The 21,844-nt window shown below is 41.6% G+C and carries 22 protein-coding genes and 1 other RNA gene; 15 read left to right on the top strand and 8 right to left on the bottom strand.

Annotation, left to right across the window (positions count from 1 at the left end; genetic code table 11):
- Positions 1–47: 47 nt before the first annotated feature.
- Both KHB02_RS25630 and KHB02_RS25625 read right to left on the bottom strand, forming a co-directional pair.
- Positions 48–362 (bottom strand): hypothetical protein, encoded by a 315-nt coding sequence (locus KHB02_RS25630; protein WP_213144609.1) that lies wholly within the window; start codon positions 360–362, stop codon positions 48–50.
- A gap of 117 nt (positions 363–479) precedes the next feature.
- Positions 480–932 carry a universal stress protein gene (locus tag KHB02_RS25625; RefSeq protein ID WP_213144610.1) on the bottom strand — a complete coding sequence of 151 codons (453 nt, stop codon included), beginning with the start codon at positions 930–932 and terminating at the stop codon, positions 480–482.
- A gap of 103 nt (positions 933–1,035) precedes the next feature.
- Between KHB02_RS25625 and KHB02_RS25620 the strand changes: the two genes are divergently transcribed.
- The 4 genes from KHB02_RS25620 (at position 1,036) to ald (ending at position 3,591) form a co-directional block, all read left to right on the top strand.
- Entirely contained in the window at positions 1,036–1,194 is a 159-nt protein-coding gene (locus tag KHB02_RS25620; protein ID WP_213144611.1) for a hypothetical protein, read from the top strand.
- 714 nt (positions 1,195–1,908) lie between these two features.
- Positions 1,909–2,127 carry a hypothetical protein gene (locus KHB02_RS25615; RefSeq protein WP_213144612.1) on the top strand — a complete coding sequence of 73 codons (219 nt, stop codon included), beginning with the start codon at positions 1,909–1,911 and terminating at the stop codon, positions 2,125–2,127.
- Between the two features lie 33 nt (positions 2,128–2,160).
- Complete coding sequence (locus KHB02_RS25610) at positions 2,161–2,409, top strand: hypothetical protein (RefSeq protein ID WP_241114087.1); 249 nt, start codon at positions 2,161–2,163, stop codon at positions 2,407–2,409.
- 63 nt (positions 2,410–2,472) lie between these two features.
- Positions 2,473–3,591: an alanine dehydrogenase gene (gene ald / locus KHB02_RS25605; RefSeq protein ID WP_213144613.1), complete on the top strand. Its 1,119-nt coding sequence runs from the start codon at positions 2,473–2,475 to the stop codon at positions 3,589–3,591.
- Positions 3,592–3,688: 97 nt separating this feature from the next.
- On the opposite strand, the gene ssrS is transcribed toward ald, so the two are convergent.
- Both ssrS and KHB02_RS25595 read right to left on the bottom strand, forming a co-directional pair.
- A non-coding RNA gene (gene ssrS, locus KHB02_RS25600) (6S RNA) lies at positions 3,689–3,885 on the bottom strand.
- Positions 3,886–3,940: 55 nt separating this feature from the next.
- Positions 3,941–5,038 carry a M24 family metallopeptidase gene (locus KHB02_RS25595; RefSeq protein WP_213144614.1) on the bottom strand — a complete coding sequence of 366 codons (1,098 nt, stop codon included), beginning with the start codon at positions 5,036–5,038 and terminating at the stop codon, positions 3,941–3,943.
- Between the two features lie 177 nt (positions 5,039–5,215).
- On the opposite strand from KHB02_RS25595, the gene KHB02_RS25590 reads away from it, so the two are divergent.
- The 3 genes from KHB02_RS25590 (at position 5,216) to KHB02_RS25580 (ending at position 7,631) form a co-directional block, all read left to right on the top strand.
- Positions 5,216–5,896 (top strand): metal-dependent hydrolase, encoded by a 681-nt coding sequence (locus KHB02_RS25590; protein WP_213144615.1) that lies wholly within the window; start codon positions 5,216–5,218, stop codon positions 5,894–5,896.
- Positions 5,897–5,958: 62 nt separating this feature from the next.
- Positions 5,959–6,195, top strand: a complete 237-nt coding sequence (locus KHB02_RS25585; protein ID WP_213144616.1) for a hypothetical protein — start codon at positions 5,959–5,961, stop codon at positions 6,193–6,195.
- Positions 6,196–6,314: 119 nt separating this feature from the next.
- On the top strand, positions 6,315–7,631 hold the full coding sequence (locus KHB02_RS25580) for a CBS domain-containing protein (RefSeq protein ID WP_213144617.1): 1,317 nt from the start codon (positions 6,315–6,317) through the stop codon (positions 7,629–7,631).
- 49 nt (positions 7,632–7,680) lie between these two features.
- Here the strand turns inward: KHB02_RS25580 and KHB02_RS25575 are convergent, their stop codons facing one another.
- Positions 7,681–7,989: a YtpI family protein gene (locus tag KHB02_RS25575; protein WP_213144618.1), complete on the bottom strand. Its 309-nt coding sequence runs from the start codon at positions 7,987–7,989 to the stop codon at positions 7,681–7,683.
- Between the two features lie 98 nt (positions 7,990–8,087).
- On the opposite strand from KHB02_RS25575, the gene KHB02_RS25570 reads away from it, so the two are divergent.
- Positions 8,088–9,020 (top strand): DHH family phosphoesterase, encoded by a 933-nt coding sequence (locus tag KHB02_RS25570; protein ID WP_213144619.1) that lies wholly within the window; start codon positions 8,088–8,090, stop codon positions 9,018–9,020.
- Positions 9,021–9,163: 143 nt separating this feature from the next.
- On the opposite strand, the gene ytrI is transcribed toward KHB02_RS25570, so the two are convergent.
- Both ytrI and ytrH read right to left on the bottom strand, forming a co-directional pair.
- Positions 9,164–9,667, bottom strand: coding sequence for a sporulation membrane protein YtrI (ytrI, locus tag KHB02_RS25565; protein ID WP_213119916.1), 504 nt, complete (start codon positions 9,665–9,667; stop codon positions 9,164–9,166).
- Positions 9,664–10,002, bottom strand: a complete 339-nt coding sequence (gene ytrH / locus KHB02_RS25560) for a sporulation membrane protein YtrH (RefSeq protein ID WP_213144620.1) — start codon at positions 10,000–10,002, stop codon at positions 9,664–9,666. Before ytrH ends, ytrI begins: the two co-directional genes overlap by 4 nt.
- A gap of 160 nt (positions 10,003–10,162) precedes the next feature.
- On the opposite strand from ytrH, the gene dnaE reads away from it, so the two are divergent.
- From dnaE to pyk, 7 genes are all read left to right on the top strand, one after another.
- Positions 10,163–13,528, top strand: coding sequence for a DNA polymerase III subunit alpha (gene dnaE, locus KHB02_RS25555; protein WP_213144621.1), 3,366 nt, complete (start codon positions 10,163–10,165; stop codon positions 13,526–13,528).
- A gap of 115 nt (positions 13,529–13,643) precedes the next feature.
- The gene (gene ystJ / locus KHB02_RS25550) at positions 13,644–14,882 is read left to right on the top strand and encodes an NADP-dependent malic enzyme (protein WP_213144622.1); all 1,239 of its coding nucleotides are present in this window, start codon (positions 13,644–13,646) and stop codon (positions 14,880–14,882) included.
- 55 nt (positions 14,883–14,937) lie between these two features.
- Positions 14,938–15,504: a FadR/GntR family transcriptional regulator gene (locus KHB02_RS25545; RefSeq protein WP_241114089.1), complete on the top strand. Its 567-nt coding sequence runs from the start codon at positions 14,938–14,940 to the stop codon at positions 15,502–15,504.
- Positions 15,505–15,693: 189 nt separating this feature from the next.
- Positions 15,694–16,581 carry an acetyl-CoA carboxylase, carboxyltransferase subunit beta gene (gene accD / locus KHB02_RS25540; RefSeq protein ID WP_213144623.1) on the top strand — a complete coding sequence of 296 codons (888 nt, stop codon included), beginning with the start codon at positions 15,694–15,696 and terminating at the stop codon, positions 16,579–16,581.
- A complete protein-coding gene (accA, locus tag KHB02_RS25535; protein ID WP_213144624.1) occupies positions 16,566–17,543 on the top strand; it encodes an acetyl-CoA carboxylase carboxyl transferase subunit alpha in 978 nt (325 codons plus the stop codon). The genes accD and accA overlap by 16 nt, the downstream gene beginning before the upstream one ends.
- 303 nt (positions 17,544–17,846) lie before the next feature.
- The gene (pfkA, locus tag KHB02_RS25530) at positions 17,847–18,806 is read left to right on the top strand and encodes a 6-phosphofructokinase (RefSeq protein ID WP_213144625.1); all 960 of its coding nucleotides are present in this window, start codon (positions 17,847–17,849) and stop codon (positions 18,804–18,806) included.
- A gap of 20 nt (positions 18,807–18,826) precedes the next feature.
- Complete coding sequence (gene pyk, locus KHB02_RS25525; RefSeq protein WP_213145276.1) at positions 18,827–20,587, top strand: pyruvate kinase; 1,761 nt, start codon at positions 18,827–18,829, stop codon at positions 20,585–20,587.
- A gap of 242 nt (positions 20,588–20,829) precedes the next feature.
- Here pyk and ytvI read toward each other — a convergent pair.
- The coding region (gene ytvI, locus KHB02_RS25520; protein WP_241114086.1) for a sporulation integral membrane protein YtvI at positions 20,830–21,844 on the bottom strand (1,015 nt) is incomplete at its 5' end.

Here is a 21,844-nt window from a genome sequence, read left to right as displayed (position 1 = left end):
GCACTGCTTTAATACTACGTAGCAGTGAGGTTATGGCCCTTATCTTTTTATTGGTGAACTTTTCCTGAAACTCTTTGGTCTGCCCGGTACCAGAGCCATAAATCATTGATGATGGAAGCCAATTCGGAAATTTCTGTGTTTAATTGACAAGAGCGGGGGAAGTCATTTTCATCTGAAAGCTGTGCTTGTTTATGATTGATTTCATGTTCCAGGTCCGCAATTCGGTCGGGAATCGAGCCTCGTATCCGTTCCCAATGATAGAGAATAGCTTCTTGATTTGCTTTGCTGTACTGATTCCAATCCGCTCGTAAATCAGGTATATAAATGCCAAGACGTGAGTCGAATGTAAAGTCCTCTTTCATAGAAGCCTCCAAAAATCAATTATAGGTTGATTTCATTTTACTACACATCTATGGTGCATTCACGCAAAAAAGTTCAAAATAAAGCACGAAGCCTATCTAGCTTCGTGCAGTATGTCTTTATTCTATATCTTTTGAGGTACGGACGATGAGAACATCACATGGCGCGTAGCGGGTAATATGTTCTGAAACGCTGCCAATAAAGAATCTTTCCACCATATTCATTCCGGTTGCACCGCAAATAATTAAATCTACATTATGCTTCTTAGCCAAATCCCTCGGAATTCTTACTTTAGGAGAACCGAAATCAATTTCATACTGAACATTAGAGAGACCGGCATCCTCTGCCTGCTTTTGGTAGTTTTCAAGCATATCCTTGGCTAGTTTCTCTGCTCTTTCTCCAACAACCGTGTCATAGGCTTCAATTAAGGCAAATGATCTAGTATCAATGACATGAACTAATAGAAGGCTGGAATTGTTCCTTTTTGCGACTTCAATCCCCTTTTTAAAAGCCCAATCTGCTTCCTTCGATCCATCTATCGCGACTAAAATATGTTGATATTTAAGTCCCATGATTATCATCTCCTCACCTTGATTATACAATATTTAACAACGAATAACTGTTGCAATTTTTCGAACAATAATGAAGTAACTAACATAAAAAGGGGTGGGGTAAATGACTAAATTTGATCCGAATAAGCAATATTCATTTGAGTTTGATGAAAATGGGGCAATTGAGGTAAGTGAACAAATTATGAATTCTTATAACAGCGGTTTTATTGGCGAAGGAACGGCAATAGCGACAAATGGAGATTTTTCAGTAGTTGAGGAATAGTTAATGGCTGCTTTTAAATTGATTGTCTCTGCTAACTGGCCTGTTGATTTCCGCTCAGGGCACTCGTTTTCCGCGGGGAGGTCCTGGAGCCTCCTCGGCGCCGAAATCGCCTGTGGGGTCTCCAGTGACCTCTATATCCCGCAAGACACTGAAAAGCTTCCTTTAATCGGCCCACGCACGAAGGAAATGCGATAGCATTTTCGAGGAGTCGAGTGCCCTCCGCTCCAATCAACAGGCTGGCGGATTAACCTAATTTATCGCCACGCACCTTTTCGAACCTTGCTAAATGTGAAACCTTTATGAAGGACATTACCTTCATTGGTGCTTCGTTTTTGTCCTTCATCGGTCTTATGAGGGACATTTCCTTTATGGGTTCCTTCGATTTTGTCCTTCATAGGCTTTATGAGGGACATTTCCTGCTTGGATACCTTCGATTTGTCCCTCATTGTTCTATTGGCAAAAAATAGTTGCTTAATCTTATAAGCTAAAGTTTTTATTCAAAACAACTGACTTGTCTAATAGCCTTTAAATTAATAATGTTATACCAAATTAACAAAGTGAATTATTAAAGAAAATAACTACAAAGGCTATCGAAAGTTTTTAGACAGCCCTTATTATTTGTGCATTAGTCTATGAAATTCTTCTGGAAAGGGCATTTACCCAAGAATTTACCTCCGCGTACGCATATTCTTTAGTGAACAGAGGAGGTTAACCATGCATCACAATATGTATATGATCCCAGGCTCAATGCCTTATGACCCTAATGTTAATCGTGCAAACCATGATTCACGGCTTTTTTGGGGAGGCTTCGGCTTTAGACCATGGGGATGGGGGTTTGGAATGCCATTTTTCCCACCGTTTGGCTTTGGCTTCCCATTTGGCGGTTTTGGCTTCGGTTTTCCTTTCTTCGGAGGATTTCCATTTTTTGTTTAAAAGAGAAAATAAAAAAACGAGGAGAGAAATAAATTGAACCACGTCATGAATATTATGCCCAGTCATACCATAGTAGATATAAACCATCATATAACAGACCCAAGTGACCCGAGAATTCAACATGGGTTTGGGCACGGAGGATTTCATCATGGTGGCTATGGCCATTACGGCGGTTTTGGAGCCCCGTTCTTAACAGGGTTGGCCGCAGGAGCCTTGTTATCCCCGTATGGATACGGTTATGGTTACCCATACTATGGATATCCGTCTGGCTATTACTATTAAAATATGAATGCCTTGCCGAATATGGCAGGGCATCTTTAACAAATAGATTTGGAGGTATGGAAAATGCGAATTGGAGTACCTAAAGAAGTGAAAAACAATGAAAATCGTGTGGCCATGACTCCAGCAGGAGTAAGCAATTTGGTAAACTACGGCCATGAGGTTTACATTGAAAAAGGAGCCGGAATGGGGTCTGGATTCATCGATGATGATTATTTGGCGGCTGGGGCTAAATTAACTGAATCTGCAGACAAAGCTTGGTCAATGGACATGGTTATGAAGGTGAAAGAACCAATTCCAAGTGAATATAAATATTTTCGGGAAGGTCTGATCCTATTTACATATTTGCATCTAGCGCCTGAACCCGAATTAACAAAGGCTTTAATCGAAAACAAAGTGGTTGGTATCGCGTATGAAACGGTCCAGCTTCCAAACGGAAGCCTTCCATTGTTAACACCAATGAGTGAGGTTGCAGGAAGAATGGCGGCCCAAGTTGGTGCGCAATTTTTGGAAAAGGTATATGGAGGCAAGGGAATCCTCCTCTCAGGTGTGCCTGGTGTGCAAAGAGGAACGGTGACAATTATTGGCGGCGGTGTCGCGGGGACAAATGCGGCCAAAATGGCGATTGGATTGGGAGCAAAAGTGACAATCATTGATTTGAATCCAGACCGCCTTCGCCAATTAGATGATTTTTTTGGCTCAGAAGTCACAACGTTAATGTCAAACCCTTATAATATTGCTGAAGCAGTAAAGGAATCGGATTTAGTAATTGGGGCGGTATTAATACCCGGTGCGAGAGCCCCTAGGCTGGTAACGGAAGAAATGATTAAGACAATGAAACCTGGGAGTGTTGTGGTGGACATCGCGATTGATCAAGGCGGGATTTTTGAAACAACCGACAAAATCACCACCCACGATAACCCGACCTATATTAAACATGGTGTTGTCCATTATGCTGTTGCCAACATGCCGGGAGCTGTTCCAAGAACTTCGACCATTGCTTTAACAAATGTAACCGTTCCTTATGCCGTTCAGATTGCCAATAAAGGCTACCGGCAGGCCTGTTTAGAAAATGAAGCATTATTAAAAGGTATCAATACACTAGACGGCTATGTAACCTTTAAGGCGGTTGCGAAGGCTCAAGGACTGGAATACAGAGAAGCAAAAGGCTTACTTGGTCAGTAAGGAACAGGAAAAAAGGGAGGCCGCCAAAGCGGTTCTCCCTTTTGTATTAAAAAAATAAAACCAGCTTCATATGAAAGCTGGTGAGAAAGACCCAAATTAAGAAGCCGCATTTGCCGTACCTCATATAAGAAAGTTTTAAACCACCACTCCTCAAAGTGGGTGTTTTCAGAAGCTTTTCTGCGTGTCCTCCACGTCATATAGACAGAGGCTTGTCATTCCAGCTTCGATGTTTAAACTCCCTATAACAGCTTAAAGGTTAAAACTTTATTATTGTTACGTACAACGCAGCCTGTATTTGTATGTTACATCAAATCAATCTATAGTTCAATGTTAAAAAAATCCAAACAGGTTACTTTATTATTTGTAACTCTTTCGGGAATTTTGTTAATGCTCTCGCTCCATCGGCTGTAATATACACATCATCTTCAATGCGTACGCCTGCAACACCAGGAACGTAGATGCCCGGTTCAATAGTGTATACCATCCCTTCTTGAAGAACAAGCTGGTTTGTTTCCTTTATGGAAGGATATTCATGGATGCTAATTCCCAGTCCATGGCCAAGCCGATGTGGAAAATATTCTCCATAGCCTGCATCCCCGATGATTCTTCTGGCAGTCAAATCAACTTCCGCTGCTGTTACACCTGGCTTGCTTGCCTCTAATGCGGCTAACTGGGCTTTTAATACCGTATCATAGATTTCCTTTTGCTTATCATTAATATCCCCGTAAGCAACTGTTCTTGTAATATCAGAACAATAGCGGTCGACGATTACACCCAAATCAAATAAGATGAAATCGCCTTTTTTAATTCTGGTCATGCCTGGATTGCCGTGTGGAGAGGCGGCGTTTGCACCAGTTAACACCATAGTTGAAAACGACATTTCTGTTACGCCTTTTTGCTTTAGTGCGTATTCAAGGGCGTTAAGAACATCAAGCTCGGTTTTCCCTTCTTTAATTTCACTGGCGCCAAACTGAACTGCGTAATCTGCAAGGGCGCACGCCTCTTCAATCGCTTTTAATTCTTCTGCATCCTTAATCATGCGGAGAAGTCTTAATTTTTCTTCAGCAGAAATGAACGCTGCATTTGGGAATAATTCCGTAAGCTGTTCATAGCGTTCCACATTCATGTGTTCTTTTTCGATTGCAGCTTTTCCAACAGTAATTCCGCGCTTCTTAATCGCATTTACAATCATATCCCATGGATTGACAATGTCGTTAAAGCCAATGATTTCATGCTGCCAGCCAGCATTTTTTGCATTGTAAATCTCCATTTCCGGACAAACCAAAAACGGCTCTTCTTCTTGAAAGACAGCAAGAGCAAGCAATCGTTCATGCGGGTCTGTATAGTAGCCGCTTAAGTAAAATACATTTTCAGATGAAGTAACAAAGCTTACATGAATATCATTTTCCTTCATCCAGCTTTGCAGCTTTTCAATTCGTTGATTCATTATCAGGGTCCTCCCTTTTTAAAAGCATTTTCTATTTGAGAGTATCAATAGAAAAATAAAATGTAAACTATCTGATTTTATGATGTGCTAAAACAGGATTGATATGGGTATATTGTGGAAGGATTTCCGAAACTTTTATGGAAGTAGTTAATATAGTTTTTGAAAGGGGTAATTTAAATGAAAATTTCTTATCACGGTCATTCTGTCGTCCAAATTAACACTAATGGAAAAACGATTTTAATTGATCCGTTTATTACAGGAAATAGCTTAACAGATTTAAAGGCCGAGGAAGTACATGCAGATGTGATTGTTTTAACGCATGGGCATAATGACCATGTCGGTGATACTGTGGCAATCGCGAAAAGATGTGGATCGCTTGTTGTTGCTAATGCCGATCTGACTACATATCTTAGCTGGCAGGGCGTTGAGACACATGGAATGAATATCGGCGGCGCGTGTCATTTTGATTTTGGAACAGTTAAACTGACCCAGGCCTTTCATGGTTCAGGCTACGCAACACACAACAATGAAATCATTTATTGCGGCATGCCGACAGGAGTTTTATTTAGCAGTGAAGGCAAAACCATTTACCATGCAGGCGATACTGGATTGTTTTCCGACATGAAGTTGATTGGCGAACGTCATCCAATTGATGTGGCCTTCCTTCCAATTGGCGATAATTTTACAATGGGGCCAGAGGATGCTGCCTATGCGGCTAAGCTATTGCAGGCAAAAACAGTGGTGCCAATTCACTACAATACATTCCCGCCAATCAAGCAGAATCCTAATCTATTCATTGAATTACTTGAAGAGAAAAACGGAAAAGTGTTAAACCCGGGTGAAGCAATCGAAATTTAACTACTTTTTTTCCTCCTTATAGCATAAAAATAAAACAAGCAGTCTGTTAAGGAGGAAGGAAGATGAAAAAGAATAGATATTTACTATGTATTTTACTTGCAGCACTTATGCTGTATTTTGCGGTTCCTAGACTTTCGGTAACGGCTGAGGGGACGCAAGGAATTTTTTCAATCGCTTGGCTAGGATTTGCTCTAATGGTCATTGCCGGAAATCTTACCGCTCTTCTTTATACACCAAAAAAGCAAATCTCAAAGCAGCAATTGGGGCAATTAAAGAAGAAATCCCGCTCTTTTCATTAAGGAGCGGGATTTCTATTTAGAGAATCCGCATTGAATCAAGGCTTTTTTAACTCTATAATGAAATTGGAGACATTTTCGGATACGGATAGATTGGAATTTGATTATAAAGGGTGAAGGTCTTGGCGACAAAGCATGAACAAATTTTAGAATATATTGATGGACTGCCGATCGGGGAGAAAATCTCTGTCAGGCAAATTGCCAAAGCAATGAGTGTCAGCGAAGGAACTGCCTATCGTGCCATTAAAGAAGCCGAGAATAAAGGCTACGTCAGTACGATAGAACGGGTTGGCACGATTCGGATTGAACGGAAGAAAAAGGAAAATATTGAGAAGCTTACCTTTGCGGAAGTGGTTAACATTGTCGACGGTCAAGTATTGGGCGGAAGAACGGGACTGCATAAAACGCTCAATAAATTTGTGATCGGTGCTATGAAATTGGAAGCCATGATGCGCTACACTGAGGCAGGAAATCTGTTAATCGTCGGAAATCGGACACAGGCCCATGAGCTTGCGTTGAAAGCTGGAGCAGCCGTACTCGTTACCGGAGGCTTTGACACGGAGGAGCAAGTTAAACGACTAGCAGACGAACTTGAGCTTCCGGTTATCTCTTCAAGCTACGACACTTTTACTGTCGCTACGATGATAAATCGGGCGATTTACGACCAATTAATTAAAAAAGAAATTATTTTAGTAGAAGATATCTTAACACCCTTATCGGAGACTTATTATTTAAAAACAACCGATAAGGTTTCAAGATGGCATGAATTAAACCAGCAAACAACACATAGCCGCTATCCTGTTGTTGACCATAACATGAGAATCCAGGGGATGGTAACAAGCAAAGATGTTTTGGGTCAGGATATGGATATAACGATTGAAAAAATAATGACAAGGCAGCCTATGACTGTAAACGGTAAAACAAGTATTGCTTCAACAGCGCATATGATGGTCTGGGAAGGTATTGAAGTACTTCCTGTAGCGGACGACTCCAATCACTTAGACGGGCTGATCAGCAGGCAGGATGTCCTGAAGGCACTGCAAATGAACCAGCGGCAGCCGCAGGTGGGGGTAACTCTTGATGATATTGTCACCAATCAGATAGGAATTTTACAGGGGAAAGATAAAGGAGAAGATGCTTTTACCTGTGAAGTGACCCCGCAAATGACAAATCACCTTGGGACCATTTCCTATGGTGTATTTACGACCATCGTCTCCGATGCCGCCAACCGAGTGCTGAAAAGCTATAAAAAAGGTGATCTTGTCGTCGAAAATATGACAATTTACTTTATTAAACCGGTTCAAATGGAAAGCACATTGGAAATCTATCCAAGAGTGCTGGAAGTAGGGCGAAAGTTTGGAAAGGTAGATGTGGAAGTATTTAATGAAGGCGTTCTTGTCGGAAAAGCAATGATGATGTGCCAATTGATTGACAGATAACATGACAAATAGCCGCTTCCTTCGTATTCAGGGAGCGGCTATAGTTATGTTACTTTTCTGCCTCAAGCATTTCAGCTTCTTCAATGGCAAACCGATGGTAATGCTTATATTTTTTGAATCCTACCCAACTAAATAAGACTCCATATATAATGAATATGGCTGCAACGATATAAGCCGCAGTTGAGGTGGAAAGAAAGATGGTATTAATCCCAAACATAAGGACAAAAAGCCCGAGGGCAATATTGGACTTAGCGGAAAGCCATTTCTTTTCGACAGGACGGTTGCTCCGGATGTATTTTGTTTTATAAAATAAATAAAAAGCAAATAAAATAACGATAAGAAAAACCAAACCTAGCATCTAATGTTCCTCCAATTTTAAAAATCACCTAATATTTTACCTGTATTTGAAGGAAAATGCTACAATGTTCATAAAAGGATGGTTGAAAAGGAGAAAATATGAAAGAGAAAATACTGGAAACAATCAAACAATATGACACGATTATTATCCATCGCCACGTTCGTCCTGATCCTGATGCCTATGGTTCACAGGGCGGATTGGCAGCTATCTTAAAGGCTTCGTTTCCGGAAAAGAATATTTATGCGGTAGGGCAGGAGGAGCCGACCCTCCACTTTATGAGAAGGCTGGATGAAGTCGCAGACGAAGTTTATGAGGGCGCACTGGTGATAGTCTGCGATACGGCCAATCAAGAAAGGATTGACGATAAACGCTATACTAAGGGGGATATGCTGATTAAAATCGATCATCACCCAAATGAAGATCCGTATGGCGATTTATTGTGGGTCGATACCACTGCAAGCTCCTGCAGCGAAATGATTTATGAATTTTATTTAGATGGAAAAGAAAAAGGGCTAAAAATAAATGATGAAGCAGCAAGACTGTTATTCGGCGGCATTGTCGGGGATACCGGAAGATTTCTGTTTCCGAGTACAACGGACAAGACATTTGCCTATGCGGGAGAGTTGATCCACTTTAATTTCTCGCGTACGGAGTTGTTTGACAGAATGTATGAACTAGAACCAAATATAATTAAGTTAAATGGCTACATATTGCAGAACTTTGATATGCAAGAAAACGGCGTTGCAGCGGTTAGACTGACAAAGGAACTGCTTGAGGAATACCAAGCAAGACCTGCAGAAGCGTCATTGTTAGTCAGTACCTTAGGGGATGTAAAAGGGATTAAAGCATGGGTTTTCTTCATTGAGGAAAGTGACCAAATAAGGGTGCGGCTTCGTTCAAAGGGACCGGTCATCAATGTGGTCGCCAGGAAGTTTAACGGAGGAGGTCACCCGTTAGCAGCAGGTGCCTCCATCTATTCTTGGGATGAAGTAGATAATGTACTTAGAGAACTACATGCAGTTTGTAAATAATACGCAAAGAAACGGCCAGATGCGGCCGTTTCTTTATTCAGCTAATAGGAAAGTATAAATTTTCACAAATTTATACTTTCCTAACGCATGAATTCAACTACCTCTCATGAACCGTCCTATCGGACTCGCGAATCGACGAGTTTTCATTCAGCAAATTCCATTTCCAATTGAATGGTCAGTGTCGTATAGATAACCATTTCCTTTACCTTAAGGCGATAGCGCTTCTCGTTTAATTCATATGGTTTGTTTTCAATGATTTTTTTCAGCATGTCTTTGCTTTTAGCGACTGTTTCCAAATCTTTTGCCAGTACGATTTTGATATCATCTCTGACGGCTTCTTCTGTTTGAAAAACACTGAACTGATCTAATTTATATTTCTCCCAGTTGGTTATTCGGATATTTATTTTTTCAATCGTAATTTTTCCTAAATTTTTATTATTCAATTCAGCGTAATCTTGTTGCCAAATTTTAACGTCGTCTTTTAACTCTGCTATATCCTTCTGCTGCTTTCTGATTAATTTTGCATTGTCCTCTTGAAAAACTCCATAAATATATAAAAATATGCACCAGCTGATGGCACCGCCGACGGCCATTCCGGAAATAAAACGCTGCCACGAAGGTCTGCGGTAATAAGGCGGAATTCTCATGACGAAATATGCTCCTGGGTCAGCCAGTTAATAATCAGTGCACCTGTCTGGGCACCGCCCAAGGCCGAAAGAATTAATAGAAATTGTTTAAATAGGTCTTTCGTATCCGCGTTTAAAAAACCGCGTTCAAATGTATAAACCGTATCAAAAGTTCCTCCTATCGCCGCAACAATCGCCCAAATTCTAAGGGCGGATGATAATCGGTAAACCGTTGTTAATGGAGGCTGTCCAGTTATAAAGGAGGCAATCCCCCCAATAAGCGAACCTCCCAGCACAACTCCTAACGCAATAAAATAGCTTTCGATAAAAGCTGGAAAAAAACCAAGTTCTTTCATTCCTTCAACCGCCTTTGTCTAGCCAAATGATCTTTATACATTTATATGGACAAGTGCAATTTAATATGAGTTGGCAGTGAAAAATAGAACATATTTTCTTTTTTTCATATCAAGTTTTATAATGGAAGTAAGATAAAAGTAGAATGAGAGGTGCGACCGGATGTCTTTTATTCACCTTCATGTATATAGTGCCTATAGTTTATTGACCAGCACGGCGTCTGTATCCGATTTAGTGGAGAATGCCCGAAGCAAAGGATTTCGGACGCTGGCATTAACCGACCGGAATGTTATGTACGGAACGATTGAATTTTATAAGCTTTGCAAAAAACAACAAATAAAACCGATTATCGGACTGACGGTGGATATCGAAAGTGAACGGATGGAAGAAGGAACATATCCGCTTGTGTTGTTAGCGGAAAATGACGAAGGCTATAAGAATCTATTAAAAATATCCAGTGCCGTGCAAACTAAGGCTGAAAATGGACTTCCTCACAAATGGCTCAAGGCTTATTCTAAGGGGCTCATTGCCATTACACCGGGAATAGAAGGGGAAATTGAGCAGGCTTTATTAACAAACGAAGTAGCTTTGGCCAAAGATCTTGCTCTTGAACTTTCTGGTATTTTTGGCCGCGGCAATTTTTATCTTGCCCTTCAAGACCATCAGCTTGAACAGGAAAAAACACTTAGAGAACCGCTCCTCAGGCTTTCAAAAGAATGGAATATCCCGCTCGCGGCCACCAATCAAGTTTATTATTTGGAAAAAGAAGATATGTTTGCTCATGAATGCCTGTTAGCCATTAAAAATGGTGACAAATTGCAGGACGACCATCGTCAGCAGCTGGGCAGTGACCAATTCTATTTAAAAAGTTCCGCTGAAATGGCTGAGTGCTTTGCGGATGTCCCGGAGGCGCTGGAAAATACGCTTAGGATTGCTGAACGTTGTAATATAAACATAAATTTAGACAAAACGTACCTGCCATCCTTTCCAACGGAAAACGGCATGCCGGCGGAAGAATATCTTGAAAAACTTTGTCAAAAAGGTTTAAAGGAAAGAATTTCGGAGGAACCGTCAACGGAGTACTTGGACCGCTTGGCTTATGAATTGAATGTAATTAAGCGGATGCAGTTCAGCAATTATTTTTTAATTGTTTGGGATTTTATGAGATACGCACGGGAAAAGGGGATTTTAACCGGACCGGGCAGGGGGTCTGCTGCTGGGTCCCTAGTCGCCTATGTGTTATACATAACCGATGTTGACCCGCTTGAGCATTATCTGTTGTTTGAGAGATTTTTAAACCCTGAACGGATTTCCATGCCTGATATTGATATCGATTTTCCCGACCATCGCCGGGATGAGGTCATTGAATATGTGGCACAAAAATATGGTGAGCTGCATGTTGCGCAAATTGCTACATTTGGTACACTTGCTGCGAAAGCGGCCTTAAGGGATGTCGGAAGGGTGTTCGGTCTTAATACGAAAGAGTTGGATTATATGTCAAGGCTTATTCCTTCTCGCCCGGGTCTAACCTTAAAGGATGCCTATAAGGAATCGGAAGGTTTACGGAAGTTCATCCAGGAGACTCCTTTAAATAGCCGATTGTTTAATACAGCGCTGAAACTGGAAGGGCTGCCCCGTCACACCTCAACGCACGCTGCAGGTGTTGTCATCAGTGAGAAGCCGTTAATCGACTTAATTCCGATTCAGCAAGGATCAGGTGGGATTTTTTTAACCCAGTTTTCTATGGAATACTTAGAGGAACTGGGACTGCTCAAAATGGACTTCTTGGGGCTTAGAAATTTATCGTTAATTGAAACGATCCTGTCTTCCATCTATCGCCACACGGGAAGGAGATTGGATATTGGTTCTATACCGCTTGATGATGCAAAAACCTTCAATCTATTAGCTCAAGGCGAAACAACAGGTATTTTTCAGCTTGAATCAGAGGGAATGAGGAAGGTGTTAACACGCCTGAAGCCGACTCGTTTTGAGGATATTGTCGCTGTCAACGCTTTGTACAGGCCAGGTCCGATGGAAAATATCCCGCTTTTTATTGACAGGAAGCATGGCCTGCAGAAAATTGATTATCCGCATCCTGACCTTCAGGCGATCCTTGAGAATACGTACGGCGTCATTGTCTATCAAGAACAAATTATGCAGATTGCTTCCATCATGGCAGGATTTTCCCTTGGTGAAGCAGATCTGTTAAGAAGAGCGGTTGGGAAGAAACAAAAAGAAGTGTTGGATAAAGAGCGTCAGCATTTTGTCCAAGGCGCGCTGAAGAAGGGATACAGCGAAACCTTGGCGAATGAAATATATGATTTGATTGTCCGATTCGCCAATTATGGGTTTAATCGCAGTCATGCCGTGGCTTATAGCTTAATTGCCTATCAGCTCGCCTTTTTAAAAGCCAATTATCCGGTTCACTTTATGGCTGGCCTGCTTACCTCCGCCATTGGAAACGAGGCGAAAATCGGCCAGTATATTTTAGAAGCAAAACAAAAGGAAATTGATATCCTGTCTCCTTCCATTAATTTGAGCAGTTATTTATTTCAAGTGGAGAAAGGAAAAATCCGCTATAGTCTGGGTGCCATCCGCGGGGTTGGAGCGGCTGCTTTGAAGGAAATTTTTCAAGCGAGAAAACGAAAGAAGTTTAGCGATTTATTTGAGTTTTGTATCAGGGTATCGGGAAAGGCAATCAATCGTAAAACACTTGAATATCTAGTCCATTCCGGCAGTTTTGATGAATTCGGGGAGGACCGAGCCGTCCTCTTGGCCAGTCTGGATGTTGCGATCGAGCATGCGCAAATATTTAAAACGGATGACACAAATCAAATTGATATGTTCGAGGATGAACTGATTCCGAAACCGAAATATGTCCAGGTTGATGAAATGACCCAACAAATAAAGCTTTCCTATGAAAAAGAGGCGCTTGGTTTATATCTTTCCAATCACCCAATCTCCATTTTTGAAAAAAAGCTTAGACGGGCAGGTGCTCAAGCCTTATTTCAATTAAATAGCCAGATCAGGAAGGCGCAAGCAGGAGTCTACATTACATCCAAAAAATCAATCCGGACGAAAAAAGGGGAATCAATGGCCTTTTTAACTATAAGCGATCCAACCGGTGAAATGGAGGCAGTCGTTTTTCCTGATGCATACCGAAAATATTCCCAAAACTTAGGGGAAGGATGCTTTGCTCTGCTTGAAGGGAAAGTCGAAGAACGTGATGGAAAGCGGCAATTGATTATTCAACAAGTTACAGAAATCGAGAAATGGCTGGATGCGCATGCAGTCAGACAGACTGTGCTGTATTTAAAAATCACCCATGACAAGGAAGATGAAAGGACTCTCCAAGAATTAAACAAGCTTCTAAGTAGCAATAAGGGGAATGCAACGGTAGTCCTGCATTATGACACCACAAAGAAAACAGTAAGGTTAGGCGCGGAAAAAAATATTAACCCCCATCCGGAAATCATCCAATCCTTAAAGGATTTATTGGGTGGTCATAACGTAGTCTTGAAAGATTAAATCTTTACAACTTTGGAAGATATGTTATAGTGGTAAGGAGACATGTGTGGTCTGACCACCAATGTTAAAACGGGGAATTTATTTTATTTTTTTATTCATTTGCGGGGTGACAGTCTTGACTTTAAGAGAAGAAGCATTACATATGCATCGAATTAATAAAGGGAAATTAGAGTCGAAATCGAAGGTGCCAGTAAGAAACGCACAGGATTTAAGCTTAGCCTATTCTCCAGGGGTAGCAGAACCTTGTAAGGATATTTATGAAAAACCGGAAACTGTCTACGACTATACAATGAAAGGGAATATGGTTGCAGTTGTTTCTGACGGAACAGCCGTACTTGGACTTGGCAATATTGGCCCTGAAGCAGCGCTGCCAGTTATGGAGGGTAAAGCTGTCTTGTTTAAGAGCTTTGCCGGCGTAGATGCCTTTCCAATTTGTTTAAATACTACCGATGTAGACAAAATTGTTGAGACTGTTAAGCTTTTAGAACCTACCTTTGGCGGGGTTAATCTTGAAGATATTGCCGCCCCAAACTGCTTTGTCATTGAGGAAAGATTAAAGAAGGAAGCGAATATTCCAGTGTTCCATGATGACCAGCATGGAACAGCTATAGTAACCGTAGCAGGACTTGTCAATGCTTTAAAGCTGACAGGCAAGAAAATGACGGAAATTAAAGTCGTGGCTAACGGTGCAGGAGCAGCAGGGATTGCCATTATAAAATTATTATTTAGCTATGGTGTAAGAGATATCATCATGTGTGACACTAAAGGTGCGATATATGAAGGCCGTCCGGAAGGCATGAACAATGTGAAGGCTGAAGTGGCGAAGTATACGAACCGCGACAGCTTGGCAGGAAGCCTGAAGGATGTAATTAAGGGTGCCGATGTATTCATTGGTGTTTCCGCTGCGGGTTCGTTAACGAAAGAAATGGTTGCATCCATGAATACTGACCCGATTATTTTTGCGATGGCAAATCCAGTACCGGAAATTATGCCTGATGAAGCGAAAGAAGCAGGGGCAAAAGTTGTGGGAACAGGACGATCTGATTTTCCAAATCAGGTAAACAATGTTCTTGCATTCCCTGGGATTTTCCGCGGAGCACTTGATGTTCGGGCTACCCATATTAATGAAAAAATGAAAATTGCTGCAGTTGAAGCCATTGCCGGTTTGATTAAGGAAGAGGAAATCAATGCAGATTATGTCATTCCGGGGCCATTTGACCCGCGGGTTGCTCCAAATGTTGCCGCTGCAGTAGCAAAAGCTGCCATGGAAACAGGTGTAGCACGGATAAAAGTAGATCCTGAAGATATAAAGGAAAAAACGAAAAGGCTCGCTCTAATTGGCAAAAGTGAGTGATTCTTTCGTGAGCAATTCTAAAGTGTACCTAGAGATTTTAAAACAGCTAAGAGAAATGATAACGGATGATGGACTAAAGCAGGGGGATAAAATTCCTTCGGAACGTGAATTGTCTGAGCGCCTGAATGTCGGGCGCTCTTCCGTTAGGGAAGCACTAAGAGCTTTGGAACTGTTAGGCTTAATTGAAACACGCCGGGGTGAGGGTACTTATCTTCGTGACTTCCGGGGAAATCAATTGGTCCAGCTTCTCAGCACGTTTATTTTGCAGGATGAAAAAGCAAAACTGGATGTCTTCGAAACAAAAAACTTTATTGAAATGGATGGTCTGCGCCTCGCACTGAAAAGAATGGACCGTTCGAATATCGCTGCCGTGAAAGAATGGGTGACGGAGTCAGAAGGATTCCAGGATGATGAATTTTTTTATCAGATTTTTGAAGCAGCAGACAACCATCTTTTTTTTAAGATATGGGAAATCTTGAAGGATTACTATCATTCGTTATCTTCTTCTCCTGTAGAGTACAAGCGTGAAGACTATCTATATTTATTGGATGCAATGGCTGATAAAGACGAAATGAAGGTCCTTTTGGCCTACGGCCAATTACGAAAATTGTCATCTGTCTAACGACAGAAAGCAACAGATTTTGAACTTTTTTTATTTTATAGTAAATTATACAAGCCCCTTCATAGGGCATTTTTAAATCCTTCAGTGGTCTGGCCACCTATCGGTATATGTATGAGAAAGCCAATTGTTAGAAAGACTGCTGATAGATTATCGTCATCAGCCAAAATTCCATACAAGGAGGTTTAATTTTTGGCGCTTAAAGATTTATTTTCCAAAAACCAGACAAAAAAGAAGAAATACGCAACCATTCCTACAGAAGCGGCGAAAAGCGACGTTCCTGAAGGAATAATGACAAAATGTCCTTCATGCAAAAAAATTATGTATACAAAAGAACTTTCAAAAAACTTAAAGCTTTGTCTGCATTGCGGACATCATTTTCCTATGAATTCAAAGGAGCGTATTGAAAGTTTTCTTGATGAAGGAAGCTTCGAGGAATTCAACGAAAATATGATTTCAAAGAATCCTCTGAATTTTCCCGACTATCTAGAAAAAGTTGAAAAGGACCGCAAAAAAACCAATATAAATGAAGCGGTTGTCACTGGGGTTGGTACAGTTAACGGCCATAAAGTCGTTGTGTCCGTTATGGATTCAACCTTCCGAATGGGCAGTATGGGATCGGTTGTCGGCGAAAAAATTACCTTAGCGATTGAAAAAGCGGATGAATTGTCTGTTCCATTCGTTATTTTTACAGCATCGGGTGGAGCCAGAATGCAGGAAGGTGCACTAAGTTTGATGCAAATGGCGAAAACAAGTGTTGCCTTAAAGAAATTCAGCGACAATGGTGGTTTAATCATTTCAATTATGACCCATCCGACAACTGGCGGGGTGTCTGCTAGCTTTGCATCATTGGGGGATTATAACCTTGCCGAACCTGGAGCATTAATCGGTTTTGCGGGACGCAGGGTGATTGAGCAGTCAATCCGTGAAAAATTGCCGGAAGACTTTCAAACAGCAGAGTTTTTGTTAAAACATGGGCAGCTTGATGCCATCATTTCCCGATTAGAATTGGCAGAGAAAATCGCAACGATACTTGATATCCATCAGCCAGGGGGTGTGTTTGAATGGCAGGCGAATTAGAATTTGAACGCCCGATCAATGAACTGAGAAAAAAAATAGCTGAGCTTAAGGAATTTACAGATACCACTGATGTGGATTTGAGTTCGGAAATCAATAAATTAGAGGCCCGGTTGGAGAAGCTGGAACGGGAAATATATGAAAATATTAAACCGTGGGACCGGGTGCAAATAGCCCGCCATCCTAACAGGCCAACAACCTTGGATTACATTTCCTATCTATTTGACGATTTCTTTGAATGCCATGGGGACAGGACTTTTGGCGATGATGAAGCGATTGTTGGCGGGATTGCCAAATTTAAAGGGTTGCCTGTCACAGTAATTGGCCATCAGCGGGGAAAGGATACGAAGGAAAATATCCGCAGAAACTTTGGAATGCCACATCCTGAGGGCTACAGAAAGGCTTTGCGGTTGATGAAGCAGGCTGATAAATTCAACCGGCCGATTATTTGTTTTATTGATACGAAAGGCGCATACCCTGGTAAAGCAGCAGAAGAGCGGGGACAGAGTGAAGCAATTGCCCGTAACCTGTTTGAAATGGCAGGGTTGAAAGTACCAGTTATCTGTATTGTCATTGGTGAAGGCGGAAGCGGCGGCGCGCTTGGGCTAGGTGTTGGCAACCGGATTTACATGCTAGAAAACTCCACCTATTCAGTCATTTCGCCTGAGGGAGCGGCGGCAATTTTATGGAAGGACGCTGCCTACGCTAAAAATGCGGCAGAATCTATGAAAATCACGGCGCCTGACCTGAAGGAACTAGGAGTTATCGATGATATCGTTCCAGAAATTAAGGGCGGTGCTCACAAGAATGTGCAAGGACAAGCTGCGGAAATTGAACCTGTCCTAATCAAATCTTTGGAGGAGCTTTTGAAGCTTTCTGCTGACCAATTAATTGCTGATCGATACAAGCGTTTTAGAACAATTGGAGAGTTTGGATTGATAAATGAATACATTGGAGTAAATTAAGGAAAATGCGTGCTCATTTGGGCACGTTTTTTCGTTGAGCATTCACAAAAAGTTCATATAAAAATGGCTGTAAAATCCATGACAACGTTCTCATTATGATATGAAACGCTTTCAGTTAACGAACTATTCCGTCTATTCCAAAATGGCTATTGACATAGTTGTTATGGCTATTGCTTCGTGATATTTTATTAATATTCAAGGGTTTTATGTTAATAATAGAAGAAGGAAAACAAATGTAATTTTAAACCATCCTTCTTAAAGAGGCTTACATAGTACCTTTATCCTATTAATGAGGTGATTACCATGAAAAAAATTGGGGTGCTGACAAGCGGCGGGGATTCACCGGGAATGAACCCAGCAATCCGCGCTGTTGTCCGAAAAGCCATTTATCACAATGTTGAAGTTTATGGCATCTACGGTGGTTACTCAGGGTTAATTTGCGGCAATATAAAAAAGCTTGAGCTCGGTTCAGTTGGAGATATCATTCATCGCGGAGGAACAATGCTTCAATCGGCCCGCTGCCCGGAATTTAAAACAACAGGGGGCCAGCAAAAAGGAATGGAGCAGTTAAAGGCTCATGGTATTGAAGGACTTGTCGTCATTGGCGGTGACGGGTCATATCGTGGTGCGAAGGCATTGACAGAGCTTGGCTATCCTTGTGTTGGTGTACCGGGGACGATTGATAATGACATTCCAGGAACTGATATGACAATCGGTTTTGACACGGCATTAAATACAGTCATTGATGCAATAGATAAAATTCGCGACACGGCTACCTCGCACGAAAGAACTTTTATTATTGAGGTAATGGGGCGAGATGCCGGTGATATTGCCTTGTGGGCTGGGCTTGCCGGAGGAGCGGAAACGATTCTAATTCCAGAAGAGAATTACAACATGGACGAGATTGCTGATCGTTTGAGAAAAGGTCAAGAACGTGGGAAAAAGCATAGTATTATTGTGGTCGCCGAGGGTGTATGCAGCGGGGGTGAGTTTGCTAAGCAGCTAAAGGATGCCACCAACCTCGATACAAGGGTATCAGTATTGGGACATATTCAACGTGGGGGTTCGCCAACTGCCGCAGATCGGGTGCTTGCCAGCAGATTGGGTGCCAGAGCAGTGGAACTTCTAATTGAGGGCAAAGGCGGCCGTGCTGTCGGTGTGGAGAATAACAAGCTTGTCGACTACGACATTATTGACGCTCTTGCCAAAAAACATACATTGGATTTTGAACTATATAATCTTTCTAAAGAACTTTCGATTTAAAAAAGGGAGGGCAAGAAATGTTGCGCAAAACAAAAATTGTTTGTACGATTGGCCCTGCAAGTGAAAGTGTTGACAATTTAACACAATTAATGAATGCAGGAATGAATGTAGCACGATTAAATTTTTCTCATGGGAATTTTGAAGAACACGGCGACAGAATCAAGAATATCCGTGAAGCAGCCGGTTTAACAGGTAAAACAGTTGCCATTTTGCTTGATACAAAGGGTCCAGAAATTCGTACTCACAATATGCAAAATGGAGCTATTGAACTGAAGTCCGGAGAAGAAATTATTGTATCAATGACCGAAGTGGAGGGAACCACAGAGAAATTTTCCGTTACATACGAAGGTTTAATTGATGATGTACAAGCAGGTTCCAAAATTCTGTTGGATGACGGTTTAATTGGGCTGGAAGTTATCAACATTGATCATTCTAAGGGCGAAATTAAGACGAAAATTTTAAACAGTGGTACATTGAAAAATAAAAAAGGTGTTAATGTGCCGGGAGTTTCAGTTAACCTGCCCGGTATTACAGAGAAGGATAAACAGGATATTTTATTTGGAATTGAGCAGGGCGTTGATTTTATCGCGGCCTCATTTGTTCGCCGTTCCAAGGATGTCTTGGAAATTCGCCAGCTTTTAGAAGAAAACCATGCAACGCATATCCAAATTATCCCTAAAATTGAAAACCAAGAAGGCGTCGATAATATTGATGAAATTCTTGAGGTTTCAGACGGACTGATGGTAGCACGCGGTGACCTTGGTGTAGAAATTCCTGCAGAAGAGGTTCCATTGGTGCAAAAATCATTGATTAAGAAATGTAATGCGCTAGGTAAACCGGTTATTACTGCAACACAAATGCTTGATTCAATGCAAAGAAATCCAAGGCCAACTCGTGCGGAAGCAAGTGACGTGGCCAATGCCATTTTTGATGGAACAGATGCTATTATGCTTTCTGGAGAAACTGCTGCAGGGCTATATCCGGTTGAAGCGGTGCAAACGATGCATAATATCGCTTCACGGGCTGAGCAAGCACTGAACCATAAAGAAATCCTTTCACACCGCAGCAAGAATACAGAACACAATCTAACTGATGCGATTGGTCAATCGGTTGCTCATACAGCATTAAATTTAGAGGTAAAGTCAATTATCACGCCAACTGAAAGCGGACATACAGCTAGGATGATTTCAAAATATCGTCCGAAGGCAGCAATCGTGGCAATCACTGCGGATGAATCAACCTGCAGGCGTCTAGCACTTGTCTGGGGAGTTTATCCACGGATGGGAAGAATGTGTACCACGACGGATGAAATGCTTGAAAGCGCCGTAGAGGAAAGCTTAAACAGCGGCATTGTTAAACATGGTGAGCTGGTGGTCATTACAGCCGGTGTTCCTGTGGGAGAAGCGGGGACAACGAATTTAATGAAAATCCATGTAGTGGGCGATATTATTACGAAGGGACAAGGGATTGGACGCAAATCCGCTTTTGGAAAAGTCGTTATTGCTCATGATGCTAATGAAGCTACTGAAAAGGTAAAAACGGGTTCCATTCTTGTAACCATCGGCTCCGACCGGGAAATGGTTCCGGCCCTTGAGAAATGTGCCGCCCTTATTACAGAGGAAGGCGGCCTAACAAGCCATGCTGCTGTTGTTGGTTTAAACTTAGGTATTCCTGTTATTGTGGGAGTTGAAAATGCACTCAAACTGTTTAAGGAAGGCCAAGAAATCACGGTGGACGCATCAAGAGGCATTATTTATAACGGACATGCTAGTGTACTATAATAAAAAAACTCGCCAGCCGGCGAGTTTTTTTATGGTCTAGGAAAGTATACATTAAATCATTGTGGATAACTTGTTACCTGGATAGACACGTCCAGCTCCAGCGCCCTAGCGGCTAGTGTCCTTCGCTCTCCGCCCTACGATAAGTCAACATCGAATCGCTTACGCTCTTCGTGTTTCCTTTATCTCAGTTGGAGAGCTCCAGGCCATACGCCGCTGACCAGGGCGCTTACGCTTTTGTTCCTTTAAGCTTCTTTTCCCACGATAAACTTCCATAAATCATGAAAAACATTGGCCCTGTATAGCGTGCTTATGATGACAAGAGTTACGGGACCGACAATTAATCCAAGAAAGCCGATTAGTTTAAAACCTACGAAAAGTGCAATTAGTGTTGCCAAAGGGTCCAGTCCAATGTTTGATGAAAGGATTTTTGGCTCCATGATCTGTCTTTGAACCAACACGATTATGTAAAGGACACCAAGCCCAATGGCAAGCCCAACGTCGCCGCTTATAACTTCATAGACAATCCAAGGGACGAATACTGCTCCTGTACCAAGGTAGGGAATAATGTCGACTAGACCAGTCAAAAGGGCAATGGTAATGGCATAGTCCACACGAAGAATAAGCAATCCAACAAGAATGATAACCGTTGTTATGGAAATCAGCGTCAACTGCGCTCTAATAAAGCCGAAAAGCGCCTTTTTCAAATCAACAAATACTGTTTTTCCACTTGTTCTGGCTTTTTGTGGCAATAGCCTTCCACCCATCGCCTTTAAACGGTACCAATCCTTGCTGATGAAAAAGGTTGCCAACAAGGAGAAAATCAATACGGTTGCCGCATTTGGAATCCATGAAATAACATTAGGAATGCTGCCAAAAAAGCCTTGAATAAAGTTTCCGACAGTTGACCCTACCCTTTTGCCGATATTTTGAATATTGGTAATGATCGTGTCTTTCTGCCCGGGATTCAACTTATTAAAAACGCTAGTTAATTGATTGTACAAATCTGTAAAATAGTCTTCTAGGAATTTAATTAAAGTGTTTAAATGCTCTGGAATAACTTTAGCTAAGTAAGTTGCTCCGGTAACGATCTCGACTACCAGCAAAGTAATCAAACCGGCAAAGATGGCAAATATAATAATAAGAGCAACAAAAACAGCAAGTACTCTTGGCATTTTTGTTTTATTTTCAAAAAGATTGACTAGCGGGTTTATGGCAAGTGCTATAATAAGGCCGATTAAAAATGGATAGGTTATTTTT

The sequence above is a fragment of the Neobacillus citreus genome, from assembly GCF_018343545.2.
Lineage (GTDB): Bacteria > Bacillota > Bacilli > Bacillales > Cytobacillaceae > Neobacillus > Neobacillus citreus.
This window is presented reverse-complemented; position numbering and strand designations above follow the sequence as displayed.

Bases quoted from the DNA above. Each gene is read 5' to 3' on its own strand.
- KHB02_RS25630 (WP_213144609.1), bottom strand. From the start codon at position 362: ATGAAAGAGGACTTTACATTCGACTCACGTCTTGGCATTTATATACCT.
- KHB02_RS25625 (WP_213144610.1), bottom strand. From the start codon at position 932: ATGGGACTTAAATATCAACATATTTTAGTCGCGATAGATGGATCGAAG.
- KHB02_RS25620 (WP_213144611.1), top strand. From the start codon at position 1,036: ATGACTAAATTTGATCCGAATAAGCAATATTCATTTGAGTTTGATGAA.
- KHB02_RS25615 (WP_213144612.1), top strand. From the start codon at position 1,909: ATGCATCACAATATGTATATGATCCCAGGCTCAATGCCTTATGACCCT.
- ald (WP_213144613.1), top strand. From the start codon at position 2,473: ATGCGAATTGGAGTACCTAAAGAAGTGAAAAACAATGAAAATCGTGTG.
- KHB02_RS25595 (WP_213144614.1), bottom strand. From the start codon at position 5,038: ATGAATCAACGAATTGAAAAGCTGCAAAGCTGGATGAAGGAAAATGAT.
- KHB02_RS25590 (WP_213144615.1), top strand. From the start codon at position 5,216: ATGAAAATTTCTTATCACGGTCATTCTGTCGTCCAAATTAACACTAAT.
- KHB02_RS25585 (WP_213144616.1), top strand. From the start codon at position 5,959: ATGAAAAAGAATAGATATTTACTATGTATTTTACTTGCAGCACTTATG.
- KHB02_RS25575 (WP_213144618.1), bottom strand. From the start codon at position 7,989: ATGCTAGGTTTGGTTTTTCTTATCGTTATTTTATTTGCTTTTTATTTA.
- KHB02_RS25570 (WP_213144619.1), top strand. From the start codon at position 8,088: ATGAAAGAGAAAATACTGGAAACAATCAAACAATATGACACGATTATT.
- ytrI (WP_213119916.1), bottom strand. From the start codon at position 9,667: ATGAGAATTCCGCCTTATTACCGCAGACCTTCGTGGCAGCGTTTTATT.
- ytrH (WP_213144620.1), bottom strand. From the start codon at position 10,002: ATGAAAGAACTTGGTTTTTTTCCAGCTTTTATCGAAAGCTATTTTATT.
- dnaE (WP_213144621.1), top strand. From the start codon at position 10,163: ATGTCTTTTATTCACCTTCATGTATATAGTGCCTATAGTTTATTGACC.
- KHB02_RS25545 (WP_241114089.1), top strand. From the start codon at position 14,938: ATGATAACGGATGATGGACTAAAGCAGGGGGATAAAATTCCTTCGGAA.
- accA (WP_213144624.1), top strand. From the start codon at position 16,566: ATGGCAGGCGAATTAGAATTTGAACGCCCGATCAATGAACTGAGAAAA.
- pfkA (WP_213144625.1), top strand. From the start codon at position 17,847: ATGAAAAAAATTGGGGTGCTGACAAGCGGCGGGGATTCACCGGGAATG.